Below are 14,188 nucleotides of genomic sequence, written 5' to 3' on the forward strand. Positions count from 1 at the left end.
CCCCCGACGGCCCCGGCTCGCCTAGGCTCGATCCATGGATGGCGTGCGCGAGACCGGGGCACCGCGCGACGGCGGGCTGCTCGACCGATTCGGTCGCGTCGCCCGCGATCTGCGCGTGTCGGTGATCGACAAGTGCAACCTGCGCTGCACGTACTGCATGCCGGCCGAGGGGCTTCCCTGGATGCCGCAGACGCAGCTCATGACCGGCGACGAGATCGCGCGGATCGTCCGGGTGGCCGTGCGCTCGCTCGGCGCCGAGGAGTTGCGGCTCACGGGCGGCGAACCTCTCGTGCGCAAGGATCTCGAAGACGTCATCGCCCGCATCCGTGCCGACAACCCCGACCTGCCGATCTCGATGACCACGAACGCCGTGGGGCTGGACCGCCGGGCGCAGGCCCTGAAGGACGCGGGGCTCACCCGTCTCAACGTCTCGCTCGACACCCTGCACCCCGAGACCTTCGCCGAGCTCACCCGCCGCCCCCACCTCGACAAGGTGCTCGCGGGACTCCAGGCGGCCCGCGCGGCGGGCCTCGGCCCCATCAAGATCAATGCGGTGCTGCTGCGCGGCATCAACGACACCGAGATCGTTCCGCTCGTGGACTGGGCCGTGACGAACGGCTTCGAGATGCGCTTCATCGAGGACATGCCCCTCGACGGCGACCGGGCGTGGACCGAAACGCAGGTCGTGCCCGCGCGAGAGATCCGCGCCGCCCTCGAGCAGACGTTCGACCTCGCCGCCGACCCGCGCGGACGCGGGGCCGCCCCTGCCGAACGCTGGGAGGTGCGGCGTGCGGGCGACAGCACCCTCGCCGGGCACGTCGGCATCATCTCGTCGGTGACCGAGCCGTTCTGCGCGGCCTGCACGCGCACCCGCGTCACCGCCGACGGGCGGATCCGTTCCTGCCTCTTCTCGCACGAAGAGACCGACCTGCTCACCGCGCTCCGCGACGGGGCGAGCGACGAGGACCTCGCGCAGATCTGGCGCGAGGCAATGTGGCGCAAGCCCCGCGCGCACGGCTCCGACCGCGTCGGCCTCGCGCGCGCCGATTTCATCCAGCCGGAGCGCACGATGAGCGCGATCGGCGGATGAGGCCGCTCGTCGACCCGGTGGCCTCGCTCGCCCCCGAAGAACTCATCCGCACCGCCCGGCACGCCGTCCTCTCCGGGATCGGCGAAGAGGGGCAGCGGCGTCTCGCCGCCGCGCGCATCGCCGTCGTCGGCGCGGGCGGCCTCGGCTCCCCCGTGCTGCTCGCCCTCGCCGCGGCCGGGATCGGCGAACTCGTCGTGATCGACGACGATGTCGTCGAGCGCACCAATCTGCAGCGGCAGCTCCTCCACCGCGTCGACGACATCGGCATCCCCAAGACCACCTCCGCCGCCCGCGCGGTGCGCGATCTCTCCCCGCTCACCCGCGTCCGTGAGGAGAACCGCCGACTGACCCCCGACAACGCGCGGGAGCTCCTCGCCGGCGCGCACGTCGTCATCGACGGCAGCGACACGTTCGACACCCGCAGCGCCGTGGCCTCCGCCACCGACGAGCTCGGGATGCCGCTGGTGTGGGGCGCCGTGCAGGAGTGGTCCGCGCAAGTGACGGTGTTCTGGTCGCGGCCCCCCGCGGGGCACTCCCCCGTCGCCCTGTCCGACGTGTTCCCCGCGGACTCCGTCGGCGAGCCGCCCACGTGCGCGCAGGTCGGGGTCCTGGGTTCGCTGTGCGTCCAGGTGGGCGGGCTCCTCGCGACCGAGGCGATCAAGCTCGTCACGGGCGCCGGCGATCCGCTCCTCGGGCGCATGGCGATCATCGACGCCCTGCGCGCCCGCCACGACATCGTCCCGCTCGTCGCCCGGAGGACCCCGTGACCGATCTGATCACCGTCGAAGAGCACCGCGCCCGTGTGCGGGCCGCCGTGACCGTGCTGCCCGTCGAGACGGTGCGCCTGGCCGACGCCGCGGGGCGGACGCTCGCCGCCGACGTCGGCGCCCGTCACGACCTCCCCGGCGACGACAACTCGTCGATGGACGGGTTCGCCGTGCGCTTCGCCGACGTCGAGCGGGCGGATGCCGCGCACCCGGTGTCGCTGCGGGTCGTCGGCGATCTGCCGGCGGGGTCGGCCGAGAACCCAAGCTTCGGTCCCGGCGAGGCCGTGCGCATCATGACGGGCGCACCGGTGCCGTCCGACGCCGACACGATCGTGCCGTTCGAGGACACCGCCGGAGGCCTCGCCGACTCCCTCGGCACCGTCGAGGTGCACCGCGCACCGTCCGCCGCGGGGGCGTTCATCCGTCGCCGCGGCGGAGACGTGCGCACCGGTGACGTCGTGCTGTCCGCGGGCGAGCGGCTCGGCCCCTTCGCTCTCTCGGCGGCCGCCGCCGCGGGCGTCCCCGAACTCGAGGTCCGCCGACGCCCCCGCGTCGCGGTCGTGTCGACCGGGAGCGAACTCGTCGCCCCCGGCGCCGTGCCGGGCCGCGGACAGACCCCCGACTCGAACACGACGTTGCTCGCCTCCCTGGTCGCCGACGCCGACGCCGAGGTCACGGTCTTGGCATCCGTCCGGGACGACGCGAGCGCGATCGAGGCCGTGCTGGAGCACGCGGCCGACGCCGACGTCGTGGTCTTCAGCGGCGGAGTGAGCGCGGGCGCGTACGAGCCCGTCCGCCAGGCGCTGTCGGCGCGCATCGTGTTCTCCCGGGTGGCGATGCAGCCCGGCAAACCGCAGGCGTTCGGAGTCCTCGACGACGGCCGACTCGTGTTCGGACTGCCCGGCAACCCGGTGAGCGTCGCGGTGTCGTTCGAGGTGTTCGTGCGCCCGGCGCTCCTCGCGTTGCAGGGCCGCACGGTGACCGACCGACGGATCGCCCGACTCACGGCATCCGAGGCCTGGACGACGCCGCCCGGTCGTCGCCAGTACCTCCCCGCGGTGATCGACCTCGTCGGCGGCACCGTGCGTCCCGCCACCGCCGGCGGATCCGGATCGCACCTCGCCGCCTCGCTCGCGCGTGCGGAGGCCTTCGCGATCGTGCCCGCCGAGGTGTCGACCGTCGCCGTCGGCGATCCCGTCGATGTCATGCTGATTCCATGACCTTCACCCACCTGGATGCCGCGGGCCACGCCCGTATGGTCGACGTCACCGCCAAGCAGCCCACCGTCCGGACCGCCACCGCCCGCGGCTTCGTCCGCTGCGCCCCCGAGGTCGTCGCCGCCCTGCGCGACGGCACCGCGCCGAAGGGCGACGTGCTGGCCGTGGCGCGGATCTCCGGCATCCAGGCCGCGAAGTCCACGCCCGCGCTCCTTCCCCTCGCGCACGTCATCGGCGTGCACCGCGCCTCGGTCGATCTCGCGATCGTCGACGACGGCGTCGAGATCGAGGCGACCGTCGGCACCGCCGACCGCACGGGTGTCGAGATGGAGGCGCTCACGAGCGTCTCGGTCGCCGCGCTCGCGATCGTCGACATGGTGAAGGGCATGGACAAGGGCACGTTCATCGAGAACGTGCGGATCGTGGCGAAGACCGGGGGCAAGTCCGGCGACTGGCACCGCCCGGGAGAGCCCGCGTGAGCGTGCGGGTGCGCTACTTCGCCGCCGCCGCCGACGCGGCGGGGACGGATGCCGAGGACCGCGACGAGCCGACCCTGCTCGCACTGCGCGCGGCGATCGTGGCCGACCACCCCGAGCTCGGCGGCATCCTGGATCGCTGCGCGGTGCTCGTCGACGGCGAGCGTCGAGACGACGACGCTCCACTGGCCGGCGCGACCCACGTCGACGTGCTGCCGCCCTTCGCGGGCGGCTGACCCGGGCTCAGCCGCCCAGGCCCTTCCAGGCCGTCGTGCCGTCGGCCTCCACCTGTCGCTTCCACACCGGCAGGTCGGTCTTGATGGTCTCGATGACCGTGCGGCAGACCTCGAAGGCGGCCGCGCGGTGGCCGGAGGCGACGGCGATGACCACCGCGGCCTCCCCCACGCTCAGCCGGCCGACGCGGTGGCTCACGGCGACGATCGCGTCGGTACCCTCGGCGGCCTGCTCGGCGAGGCGGTGCAGCGCCTGTTCGGCGTCGGGGTGCGCGCTGTACTCGAGCGCGACGACGGCGTCGGTCGCGTCCGGGTCGGTGTCGCGCACGCGGCCGACGAAGGTCGTGACGGCACCCGACGAGGAGTCCTCGACGGCGTCGAGGTGCGCGTCGAGGTCGAGCGGCACCTCGGACAGGCGGGCGATGCGGACGGCGCTCATGAGTGGTCTCCTCCGGCGAGCTGGTCGAGCACGTGCGGCGCGAGCTCGGCGAGGACGGCGATCCCGGATGCCACGGCCCGGGTCGAGCCCGGGAGGTTCACCACGAGCGTGCCCGGGTCGACGATCCCCGCGAGCCCGCGCGAGATCACCGACAGCGGGGTGTCGGTCAGTCCTCGGCGGCGGAGCTCCTCGGCGATGCCCGGAAGCTCGCGGTCGAGGACTCGAGCCGTGCCCTCGGGGGTGCGGTCGGTGGGGGCGATGCCGGTCCCGCCGGTCGTGACGACCAGGCCCGCTCCCATGGCGATCGCCGCACGCAGCGCGGCCTCCACGTTGTCGGCGCCGTCGGGGACGACGACCGCGTCGGCGCAATCGAACCCCGCGTCGCGCAACAGCGAGACGGTCAAGGGGCCCCCGCGGTCCTCGCGAAGCCCCGCGGCGGAGCGGTCGGAGACGGTGATCACGCGAGCGGTGTGCGGCACCTCTTCAGCCTAGGCGTGCGCGTCGGAGCCCGAGGCGATCGTCTCGACCTCGGGGATCTCGGGCGCGATGCGTCCCGCCTTCGCCTTCGGCGCCAGATCGTCGCGCTGGACCGACTCGGCGGCCGCCGTGATGCGCCGGGCCATCCCGCTGAAGATCAAGCCGTGGAAAGGCAGGACCGAGAGCCAGTAGAGCCGCCCGGCGAGGCCGGTCGGAAAGAACAGTGCCCGCTGATCGAAGCGCGCGCCGCCGCCGTCGGGGCTCGCACGCAATTCGAGCCACGCCCCGCCGGGCACCTTCATCTCGGCGCGCAGACGCAGGAGGTGCCCGGGCTCGATCGCCTCGACGCGCCAGAAGTCCAGGGCGTCGCCGACCGTCACGATCGAGCGACTCCGGCGCCCGCGGGCCAGGCCCACGCCGCCGACCAGGCGATCCATCCACCCGCGGATGGCCCACAGCAGCGGCGAGGAGTACCAGCCGTTCTCGCCGCCGATGCCCTCGATGACCGACCACAACTGCTCGGGGCTGGCGCTCGTGCGCATCGTCCGCTCGTCGGTGTAGACGAGGCGACCGGCCCACTCGGGGTCGCTCGGCAGCGGGTCGCTCGGGGCACCGGAGACCTCGGCATCCTGCCAACTCGTCTCGATCGCGTCGTCGTTCAGGCGCCCGAGCGCGCGCTGGACGGCTTCGCGGTAGGGCATCAACCCGCCCTCGGGGCGCGGGATCAGGTCGTCGACCGCGCGGTCCTTCACGACGCAGTCGTTCTGCAGCGACTCGACCAGCGGACGCGCGATCGACTTCGGGATCGGGGTGACGAGATTGACCCAGTGCGAGGCCAGGCGCGGCGTCAGCACCGGCAGCGACGCGATCGCACGCTGGTGCAGACCCGCCTCGATCGCGTAGCCGTTCATCATCTGCCCGTAGCGCAGCACGTCGGGGCCGCCGATGTCGACGGCACGATTGACGTCGGGCGCGACGCGCGCCGCCCCGAGCAGGTAGTGCAGCACGTCACGCACCGCGATCGGCTGGATGTGGTTGCGCACCCACTTCGGCGCGGGCATGTAGGGCAGCACGTCGGTCAGATGGCGCACCATCTCGAACGACGCCGATCCCGAGCCGATGACGACGCCGGCCTGCAGGACGAGCGTGGGCACGCCGCTGGCGAGGAGGATGTCGCCGACCTCGACGCGCGAGCGCAAGTGGGCCGAGAGGGGCGCGTCGTCGGGGTGGAGTCCGCCGAGGTAGACGATGCGCGCGGCCCCCGCCGCCGCGGCCGCCGTGGCGACCGTGCGGGCGGCCCGTCGATCGGTGTCTTCGAAGTCGCGCCCTCCGCCCATGGAGTGGATGAGGTAATACAGCACGTCGACGCCCTCGGCCGCGCGGGTCACCGCCGCCCGGTCGGTCGCATCGCCCTTGACCGTCTCGACCTCGTCTCCCCACGGGAAGGCCTCGACCCGGCGCGGATCGCGCGCGAGCACGCGCACCCGGTACCCGGCCGACAGAAGGCGCGGTACGAGCCGACCGCCGAGATACCCGGTCGCCCCGAGGACGAGGGCCCGCGGCGGTGACCCGTCGGCGCGAGGCTGCGCGACGAGCGCGGGTTCACGGCCGGTGGGGGCGGACAGCTCGCTCATGCCGACACGGTACGCCCGGCCCCCGACATCGACGGGGGCTTGACGACGCTAGGGTGAGGGCCGTGGAGACCGCGTGGGTGCGACGCGTGCTCGTCGTGGAGGATCAACCGGCGATGCGCGCGCTCTTGTGCGACATGCTCGCCCATCGTGGGTTCGAGCCCACCGGTGCCGCCGACGCCGCCGAAGCCACGACCGCGTTCGCCGCGACCGACCCCGACGTCCTGCTCACCGACATCGACCTGGGCACGCGTCCCTCCGGCGTGGAACTCGCGACGATGCTCACGGGGCTCGCGCCGCACCTGGCCGTGGTGTTCCTCAGCAGCTTCCCCCGGGCCGCGGCGGGGGCGGGCCGTGTCGGCCCCGAGGGAGCGGTGTTCGTCTCCAAACTCGACGTGACCAGCGCCGACGTCGTCGTGGAGGCCATCGAGGCGGCCCTCGCCGAGGCGATCCCGCCGGCGCCGACGTCTCCCCGGCCGTCTCCTCTCGCGGGGCTCACGCGGCGGCAGATCGACGTGCTCGCGCTCGTTGCGCGCGGATGGTCGAACGCGCAGATCGCCCGTGAGCGCGGGACCACCACGCGCGCCGTCGAGCGTGCCGTGAGCCGCATCTTCGAGAGGTTGGCGCTGGGGTCCGACCCGGCGACGAATCCCCGGGTGCGCGCGAGCGCGCTGTACCTGGCCGAATTCGGCTCCGCGCCGTGAAGACGATCGCCGCCGCCCTCGCCGGCGGCCGGTTCGTCACGCGCTGGACGTTCGTCACCGTCATCGCGGTGTCGCTGATCGTGCTGGCGCCGTTGCCCGCCGCACTCACCCCGGTCGAACGCGCGACGGTGTCGCTGATGACGGCGGCGATGTTCGCCGCGGCGTGGGGACTCGTCGCCGTGATCGAGCGCCGGGTGTCGGCCCCGGTCGCGCGAGCGGCGATCGTCGCGACGGCCCTCGTCGTCACCGCGATCCTCCGCCCCGTCGGCCAAGACGCCCTGTCTCTCGCGCTGGGGCTGCCGGCCCCGACTCCCGACGCCCTGCCGCTGCGGGCGGCGACGAACCTCGCGGTGTGGACGATCGCCCTGATCGGCACGGCCGTCCTGGTCGGAGCCGCGCGCGCCACCCGCGAGACCGACGCCCTCCTGCGCGCCGTTCTCGCTCAGCTGCGGAGCAGCGCCGATCGCGTGGCGGACTTCCGCGTCGAGGCCCGCCGCGCGGTGTCGGCCGCCGCCGCCGCGATCGGAGCGGCCCAGCCCGTGACGACGGACGACGTGCGCGCACTGGCGACGCAGCTGCGCACCCACGCGCACGCCCTCGGCTCTCTCGCCGACGGGCTGCCGTCGCAGCCGACCGCGCCCGCCGCGCGCGCCCGTCCCCCGCGCGGCGGCTTCCGGCTGCCGCCCCTCGGTCTGACGGCCGCCGTCTACGGCGTCGCCGTCCTCCCCTACGCCGTCCGCACGATCGCGCCGATCGATCTCGCGCTCGGCCTCTCCGCCACGGTCGTGCTGGGGCTGCTCGTCGATACCGTTCCCCGGCTGCCGCGCCTGCGCCGCGCCCGCGTCGCCGGCGGGGCGATCTTCGCCGTCTCGGTGGTCGCGGTGGGCGTCGTCCTCGCGGCGATCGGGGCGGCGCAGGGAGTGCCGTTCCCCGCGTCGGCGGTCCCGGCCCTGGCCTACCCGGCGTTGGCGGCGGCCCTCGCGCGCTGGCGCGGCGGGGCACGCACTCTCGCGATCGAACGCCGGCGGCTGTCCGGCGCCATCGCCGAGCGCGTCCGCGCCGACGACCTGGGTACCCGTGCCGTGCGGGCGGGCCTGCACGAAGCGGCGGAGCGGTTGCATCGCGACGGACAGGGCGCGGCGGTGCAGTTCGTCCTGCGGCATCCCGATCCGGGTCCCGACGAGTTCGCGGCCTTCCGCGCGGAGCTGGCCGCTGTCGCCGACGGCGTCCGGCGAGCCCTCGATGCCCCGGCGACCGGTGCGGGGGCCGCCTCCCTCGATGCGCTGCTGGCCACGTGGGCTCGCGCGATGCCCGTCGACGCGCACGTCACCGACGCCGCGCGCGGCGCGCTGCAGACCGATCCCGCTCTCGCGCGGGACGTGATCGACGTGGTCGCGGAGGGCCTCCTCAACGCCGCGAAGCACGCGCGCGAACGAGCGGCGGCGGTCGCGGTGGAGCTCCGTGCCACCGCGGGCGGGCCGCGGCTCGACGTACGGGTCACCTCCCCCGGCGCCCCTCCGCGCGGGGCCGCCCTGCGCGGAGGAGCGCGGGCTCACGCGCTCGGGGCGCGGCTCCGCGATGCGGGAGACACCGCTGTCCTGGAGGCACGGTTCGCGATCGCGGAGACGGATGTCGTGTCAGCCGAACATTCCGCCGAGGGCTCGCCGTCCCCGGCGTAGCGTCGGCCCCGATGTCCGAACTCACCGCACTCCTGCCCCTCGCCGTCGGCATGGCGATCTCGCCGCTGCCGATCGTCGCCGTCGTGGCCATCCTGCTCTCCGCCCGCGGCCGGGTGGCCGCGCCGATCTACACCGCGACCTTCTTCGCGGTGACGCTCGCGGTGCTCGCCGTGGGCGCGGCGACATCCGCGGGCGCATCGGCGGGCTCCTCGCACGGCGAGGGCGGCCGCATCGTGGTGATGGTCCTCGGCGGGCTGCTCACCGTCGGCTTCAGCGTCATGGCGATCCTCAGCTGGCGCAGCCGCCCGAAGCCCGGGACCGCGGCGACCCCGCCGAGCTGGCTCGCCGCGATGGATGCCATCACCCCGGCCCGCGCCGCCGGCTTGGGGCTGCTGATGGCGGCGACCAACAGCAAGAACCTCCCGCTCGAGCTCAAGGGCGGCGCCCTCATCGGGGCGGCCCACGCGCCGATCGCCCTCGCGGTGCTGCTGTGCATCGGGGTCGCCGTGGTCGGCACGATCACGCTCCTGGTCCCGACCGCGCTCGGAGCCACCGGCATCCCGGGGATCACCAGCGCTCTGGACCGCCTGAAGAACGAGATGATCGCGCACAACGCCGTGATCATGACGGTGCTCTTCGCCGTCCTCGCCGCCAACGAGGCGGCCCATCTCATCCACCAGCTGATCGCGTGAGGACCCTCATGGATACTTCTTCCCCCTCTTGCCGTGCCGCCGCCCCCGCCGGTGTCTTCGTGGGCATGGTCGACCGCGGTGTGCGCTCGTGGCGCGGCATCCGCTTCGCTCTTCCCGCCATCGGTGAGCGTCGCTTCCGCGACCCGGTGGCCGCCCCCGACGCCGACGGAGAGACGGATGCCACGGTCTTCGGTTCCGTCTGCCCGCAGCCCGCGAACCCTGCGATCCCGCTCGGGGACGGCGCCGTACAGGACGAGGACTGCCTGTCGCTCAACGTCTGGGCCCCCGAGTCCGAGGCCGCGGCGCCGCGGCCGGTGATGGTGTGGCTGCACGGCGGGGCCTACACCTTCGGGTCGTCGAGCCAGCCGCTGTACGACGCCACCGCGATGGTGTCCTCCGGCGACGTGATCGTGGTGACGCTCAACTACCGGCTCGGGGCACTCGGCTTCGTCGACCTCTCCGGCGCCCTGCCCGGCGCCGGCTTCGACGGCAACCTCGCCCTCAAGGACGTGCTGCTGGCGCTGCGGTGGGTGCAGCGCAACGTCGCGGCCTTCGGCGGCGACCCCGACCGGGTGACGGTGTTCGGCGAGTCCGCCGGCGGAGGTCTGGTCACGACGCTCCTGGCCACCCCGTCCGCGGAAGGTCTGTTCCACCGCGCGATCGCGCAATCCTCCCCCGCGTCCAGCGTCTACGGACCGGAGCGCGCGCGGCACGTCGCGGAGCGCTTCCTCGGCGAGCTCGGCATCGACCCCGCCGACCCGGGGGCCGCCGACCTGCTGCGTTCGGCCCCGGCGGAGAAGATCGTCGCGGCCGGCAAGACCGTCTATGCCGAGATCCCCACCACCGATCCGGGGACGCTCGCCTTCGCCCCCGTGATCGATGGGACGCTCCTGCCCGAGGCGCCGGTCACGGTGCTGCGCGAGGGCCGCGGCATCCCGGTCCCGCTCCTCATCGGCACCAACAAGGACGAGGCGTCGCTGTTCTCGTACATGAAGTCGCCGCTCATCCCGATCACGGGTGATCGCATCGACACGATGTTCGCCGACATGGCGTCGGAGAACCCGGGCGTCGAACTCCCCAGCCGTGAACAAGTGCTCACCGCGTACGAGCACGTGCGTCACCGTGCGGTGGGGCTGGGCGTGGCCCGCGACATCGGCTTCCGCCTGCCCACCCTCTGGGTCGCGGAGGGGCACGCGGCGGCGGCCCCGGTCTGGTTGTACCGTTTCGACCACGCCTCGCCGTTCCTGCGGCTCATCGGCCTCGGCGCGACGCACGCGACGGAACTCCCCTATCTGTGGGGCAACCTGGTGAGCGGACCGAAGGACCTCACGTTCCGCCTGGGCGGCCGCCGTGTCGCCGAACTCATCTCCGCGCGGATGCAGCGCCGCTGGACCGCGTTCGCCCACGGCGACGCCCCCGACGCGCCCGACGCGCCCGACTGGCCGCCCTTCTCCGTCGACGGAGACCACGCCCGGACCACGCTCGTGATCGACCGGCACGACCTCGTCGTGGACGACCTCGACGGCGAACTCCGGCGGGCGTGGGGAGACGGCACCCTGGCCTTCTCCTGACCTCGCGACGGGAATACCACACCGCCGCCGCGCACCCCGGTCGACTGGAAAACTCCGGACGATCGCGGTAGGGGTAGAGGAATGAGCCAACATCCCCCCGTGGCCCCCGAAAGCCCTCGACTCGAGGTCGACGACGTCATCGTCGTGGACAAGAAACGCGTACGCACGGCCATCGGAGGCACCGTCGTCGGCAACTTCATGGAGTGGTTCGACTTCGGCATCTACGGCTACCTGGCCGTCACGCTCGCCGTCGTCTTCACCTCCGACCTGCCCGAGCCCTGGGGTCTGCTCGTGACCCTCCTGGGGTTCGCGATCTCGTTCCTCGTCCGCCCCTTCGGCGGTTTCGTCCTCGGCCCCCTCGGCGACCGCATCGGGCGTCAGAAGGTGCTGTTCCTCACGATGGCCATGATGGCCGCCGCCACGGCCCTCATCGGCATGCTGCCCACCTCCGCGGCGATCGGGCTGTGGGCGATCGTGCCCCTGTACCTGCTGAAGATGGTGCAGGGCTTCTCCACCGGTGGCGAGTACGCCGGAGCAACGACGTACGTGTCGGAATTCTCCCCGGACCGCAGCCGCGGCTTCTGGTCGTCGTGGCTCGACGTCGGCTCGTACGTCGGCTTCGCCGCCGGGGCCTCGGTCGTGGCGATCACGACCGCGATCACCACCGCGGTCTCGGGCGAGAACGCGATGGTCGAGTACGGGTGGCGTATCCCGTTCCTCCTCGCCATCCCCCTGGGCATCGTCGCGATCTACTTCCGCCTCCGCATTCCCGAGACCCCGTCGTTCGAGCAGACCCATGCCGCCGAGGCCGCGCAGGAGGCCGGCTCCGACGACCCGATGGCGCGTCAGGGCCTCGCCGGTATCGTCCGTCACCACTGGCGCGCGCTGCTGATCGGCATCGCGCTGGTCGCGGCGACCAACACCGCCGGGTACGCCCTCACCAGCTACATGCCCACCTACCTCGAGACCGAGGTCGGCATCTCGAACCTCGGCGCCGCCGTGGCGACCGTGCCGGTGCTGCTGGTGATGTCGGCGACGCTCCCCTTCATCGGCAAGCTCAGCGACCGGATCGGTCGGAAGCCGGTGTACGCGATCGCCGCGACCTCCGCGCTGGTGCTGCTGATCCCCGCCTTCCTCATCATGCAGATCGGCGAGCTGTGGGCGGTCATCATCGCCCTGTTCCTCGCGGCGGTGCCGGTGGCGTTCTACGTCGCGATCTCGGCATCCGCTCTGCCGGCGCTCTTCCCGACCGCCTCTCGCTTCGGGGCGATGGCGGTGGCGTACAACATCGCGGTGTCGCTCTTCGGCGGGACGACCCCGCTGTTCAGCCAGGCGCTCATCGAGTGGACCGGCAACACGCTCATGCCGGCGTTCTACATCATGTTCTTCGCCGCCCTCGGGCTCGTCGCCCTGCTGTCGATGCGCGAGACCGCACGCCGACCGCTGCTCGGCTCGGTTCCCGCCGTGGAGACCCCCGCCGAGGCCGAGGCGGTCGTCGCACGCCAGGACGAGGACCCCCTCATCGACACGTCGACGATGCCGTTGGAGATCCGCCGGAGCTGAGCGCGCTCAGCTCCGGCGCCCGGTGCCGAACAGGCCCCGGATGACGCCGTTGAGGATCGTCTTGGTCGAACCGCGACCGAGCAGATCGTCGAGCGGCGCCGCCGGGGCCGTCGTGCGCCGTGCCGGGGCCGACGTGCTCTTGAGCAGTCGCTCGTACTCGCGCTGGGCCTTCTTCTGCGCTTCGGCGTGGGCCTTGTCGATCGCGGCCTTCTGCTTCGCGTACTCGGCCTCGTCGGCGGCGGCCTGCTTCGCCCGCTCGGCAGCGTCGCGCGCCTCGGCCGCCGCCTGCATGCGGGCGCCGAGGATCTCGCGCGCCGACTCCCGATCGATCGGGGTGCCGTACTGCGCGAAGAGCGGGGATGCCGCGACCGCGGCGCCGAGGTCGGCGGCGGGGATCGGCGACATCGACGCCCGCGGGGCGAACAGCCGCGTCCAGGCGACCGGCGTCGGCGCGCCCTTCTCGCTCATGACGGTGACGATCGCCTCTCCCGTGCCGAGCTCCTGCAGCACGCGCTCGAGGTCGTAGCCCGAGGCGGGGTAGGTGCGCACCGACGCGCGCAGCGCCTTCGCGTCGTCGGGGGTGAACGCACGGAGGGCGTGCTGGACGCGCGAGCCGAGCTGTGCGAGCACGTCGGCGGGGACGTCCTTCGGCGTCTGTGTGACGAAGAAGACGCCGACGCCCTTCGAGCGGATGAGACGCACCGTCTGCGTGATCGCGGCGAGGAACGCCTTCGAGGCGTCGCGGAAGAGCAGGTGCGCCTCGTCGAAGAAGAACACCAGCTTGGGCTTGTCGAGGTCGCCGACCTCGGGGAGCGCCTCGTACAGCTCGGCCAGCAGGTACATCAGGAATGTCGAGTACAGCTCGGGCCGCGAGGCGACGTTCGGCACCTCGAGGAGGCTCACGACGCCCTCGCCGTCGGCGGTCGTACGCAGGAACACGGTCACATCGAGTTCGGGCTCGCCGAAGAACGTGTCGGCGCCGGCGGCCGAGAAAGCGACGAGTTCGCGCAGGATGACACCGGCGGTCGCGCCGGAGAGGCCCCCGAGCTCCTTGAGCTCGCTCTTGCACTCGTCGCTGGTCAGGAACGTCAGCACGGCACGCAAGTCGGAGAGGTCGACGAGCGCGAGGCCCTTCTCGTCGGCGTAGTGGAACACCAGGCCCAGGCTCGACTCCTGCGTCGCGTTCAGCCCCAGAACGCGACTGAGGAGCAGCGGCCCGAATCCCGACACCGTGGCCCGCACCGGGATGCCCGACCCGGCGTCGTCGCCGAGGGCGTAGAACTCCGTGGGGTACGCGCGCGGCGTCCAGTCCTGCCCGAGCGCGCTCGTGCGCGCGAGCAGCTTCTCGTTCGAGACGCCGGGCGCGGCGATACCCGAGAGGTCGCCCTTGATGTCGGCCGCGAACACCGCCACCCCGTGGGCCGACAACTGCTCGGCGAGCAGCTGCAGCGTGCGGGTCTTCCCGGTGCCCGTCGCACCGGCGACGAGCCCGTGTCGGTTGGTCATCGCGAGAGGAATGCGGACGGGGACGGATGCCACGGGCCCGCCGTTGACGAGGACGCCCAGGTCGAGTGCCGCGCCCGCACCGGCGTAGCCCGCGGCGATCGCCGCGACCTGGGCGTCCGAGAGCGGGGCGGTGGGCGCGGGAG

Annotated in this window: 14 protein-coding genes; 10 read left to right on the top strand and 4 right to left on the bottom strand. The window is 73.1% G+C overall.

What is annotated here, in order from left to right:
- The first annotated feature begins 34 nt into the window (after nucleotides 1-34).
- Genes moaA through FE256_RS06120 form a run of 5 tightly spaced genes read left to right on the top strand, consistent with a single transcriptional unit; the run spans nucleotide 35 to nucleotide 3,786 of the window.
- Nucleotides 35-1,090 (top strand): GTP 3',8-cyclase MoaA, encoded by a 1,056-nt coding sequence (gene moaA, locus FE256_RS06100; protein WP_138173796.1) that lies wholly within the window; start codon nucleotides 35-37, stop codon nucleotides 1,088-1,090.
- Nucleotides 1,087-1,857 (top strand): HesA/MoeB/ThiF family protein, encoded by a 771-nt coding sequence (locus tag FE256_RS06105; protein WP_138173798.1) that lies wholly within the window; start codon nucleotides 1,087-1,089, stop codon nucleotides 1,855-1,857. The genes moaA and FE256_RS06105 overlap by 4 nt, the downstream gene beginning before the upstream one ends.
- Nucleotides 1,854-3,077 (top strand): molybdopterin molybdotransferase MoeA, encoded by a 1,224-nt coding sequence (locus tag FE256_RS06110; protein ID WP_138173800.1) that lies wholly within the window; start codon nucleotides 1,854-1,856, stop codon nucleotides 3,075-3,077. The genes FE256_RS06105 and FE256_RS06110 overlap by 4 nt, the downstream gene beginning before the upstream one ends.
- Nucleotides 3,074-3,553 carry a cyclic pyranopterin monophosphate synthase MoaC gene (gene moaC, locus FE256_RS06115; RefSeq protein WP_138173801.1) on the top strand — a complete coding sequence of 160 codons (480 nt, stop codon included), beginning with the start codon at nucleotides 3,074-3,076 and terminating at the stop codon, nucleotides 3,551-3,553. The genes FE256_RS06110 and moaC overlap by 4 nt, the downstream gene beginning before the upstream one ends.
- On the top strand, nucleotides 3,550-3,786 hold the full coding sequence (locus FE256_RS06120; protein ID WP_138173803.1) for a MoaD/ThiS family protein: 237 nt from the start codon (nucleotides 3,550-3,552) through the stop codon (nucleotides 3,784-3,786). Before moaC ends, FE256_RS06120 begins: the two co-directional genes overlap by 4 nt.
- 7 nt (nucleotides 3,787-3,793) lie before the next feature.
- On the opposite strand, the gene FE256_RS06125 is transcribed toward FE256_RS06120, so the two are convergent.
- The 3 genes from FE256_RS06125 to FE256_RS06135 are packed head-to-tail and all read right to left on the bottom strand — an operon-like array spanning nucleotide 3,794 to nucleotide 6,333.
- Entirely contained in the window at nucleotides 3,794-4,222 is a 429-nt protein-coding gene (locus tag FE256_RS06125; protein ID WP_138173805.1) for a molybdenum cofactor biosynthesis protein MoaE, read from the bottom strand.
- Nucleotides 4,219-4,701: a MogA/MoaB family molybdenum cofactor biosynthesis protein gene (locus FE256_RS06130; protein ID WP_138173807.1), complete on the bottom strand. Its 483-nt coding sequence runs from the start codon at nucleotides 4,699-4,701 to the stop codon at nucleotides 4,219-4,221. Before FE256_RS06130 ends, FE256_RS06125 begins: the two co-directional genes overlap by 4 nt.
- A 9-nt stretch (nucleotides 4,702-4,710) precedes the next feature.
- Entirely contained in the window at nucleotides 4,711-6,333 is a 1,623-nt protein-coding gene (locus FE256_RS06135; RefSeq protein WP_138173809.1) for an SDR family oxidoreductase, read from the bottom strand.
- Nucleotides 6,334-6,395: 62 nt separating this feature from the next.
- Between FE256_RS06135 and FE256_RS06140 the strand changes: the two genes are divergently transcribed.
- The 5 genes from FE256_RS06140 (at nucleotide 6,396) to FE256_RS06160 (ending at nucleotide 12,539) form a co-directional block, all read left to right on the top strand.
- Complete coding sequence (locus FE256_RS06140; RefSeq protein ID WP_138173811.1) at nucleotides 6,396-7,034, top strand: LuxR family transcriptional regulator; 639 nt, start codon at nucleotides 6,396-6,398, stop codon at nucleotides 7,032-7,034.
- Nucleotides 7,031-8,713, top strand: coding sequence for a hypothetical protein (locus FE256_RS06145; protein WP_138173813.1), 1,683 nt, complete (start codon nucleotides 7,031-7,033; stop codon nucleotides 8,711-8,713). The genes FE256_RS06140 and FE256_RS06145 overlap by 4 nt, the downstream gene beginning before the upstream one ends.
- Before the next feature lie 11 nt (nucleotides 8,714-8,724).
- On the top strand, nucleotides 8,725-9,405 hold the full coding sequence (locus FE256_RS06150) for a GAP family protein (RefSeq protein WP_138173815.1): 681 nt from the start codon (nucleotides 8,725-8,727) through the stop codon (nucleotides 9,403-9,405).
- Between the two features lie 8 nt (nucleotides 9,406-9,413).
- A complete protein-coding gene (locus FE256_RS06155) occupies nucleotides 9,414-10,976 on the top strand; it encodes a carboxylesterase/lipase family protein (RefSeq protein ID WP_138173817.1) in 1,563 nt (520 codons plus the stop codon).
- A gap of 81 nt (nucleotides 10,977-11,057) precedes the next feature.
- A complete protein-coding gene (locus FE256_RS06160) occupies nucleotides 11,058-12,539 on the top strand; it encodes an MFS transporter (protein WP_138173819.1) in 1,482 nt (493 codons plus the stop codon).
- Nucleotides 12,540-12,545: 6 nt separating this feature from the next.
- Here FE256_RS06160 and FE256_RS06165 read toward each other — a convergent pair.
- Nucleotides 12,546-14,188: helicase HerA-like domain-containing protein (locus FE256_RS06165; protein WP_212743485.1), on the bottom strand; the 1,643-nt coding region annotated here is incomplete at its 5' end.

Source organism: Microbacterium sp. 5K110, assembly GCF_005774735.1.
Taxonomy (GTDB): domain Bacteria; phylum Actinomycetota; class Actinomycetes; order Actinomycetales; family Microbacteriaceae; genus Microbacterium.

Coding starts and splice junctions, on each gene's coding strand:
- FE256_RS06105 (WP_138173798.1), top strand. CDS start 1,087: ATGAGGCCGCTCGTCGACCCGGTGGCCTCGCTCGCCCCCGAAGAACTC.
- FE256_RS06135 (WP_138173809.1), bottom strand. CDS start 6,333: ATGAGCGAGCTGTCCGCCCCCACCGGCCGTGAACCCGCGCTCGTCGCG.
- FE256_RS06160 (WP_138173819.1), top strand. CDS start 11,058: ATGAGCCAACATCCCCCCGTGGCCCCCGAAAGCCCTCGACTCGAGGTC.
- FE256_RS06155 (WP_138173817.1), top strand. CDS start 9,414: ATGGATACTTCTTCCCCCTCTTGCCGTGCCGCCGCCCCCGCCGGTGTC.
- FE256_RS06125 (WP_138173805.1), bottom strand. CDS start 4,222: ATGAGCGCCGTCCGCATCGCCCGCCTGTCCGAGGTGCCGCTCGACCTC.
- FE256_RS06150 (WP_138173815.1), top strand. CDS start 8,725: ATGTCCGAACTCACCGCACTCCTGCCCCTCGCCGTCGGCATGGCGATC.
- moaA (WP_138173796.1), top strand. CDS start 35: ATGGATGGCGTGCGCGAGACCGGGGCACCGCGCGACGGCGGGCTGCTC.
- moaC (WP_138173801.1), top strand. CDS start 3,074: ATGACCTTCACCCACCTGGATGCCGCGGGCCACGCCCGTATGGTCGAC.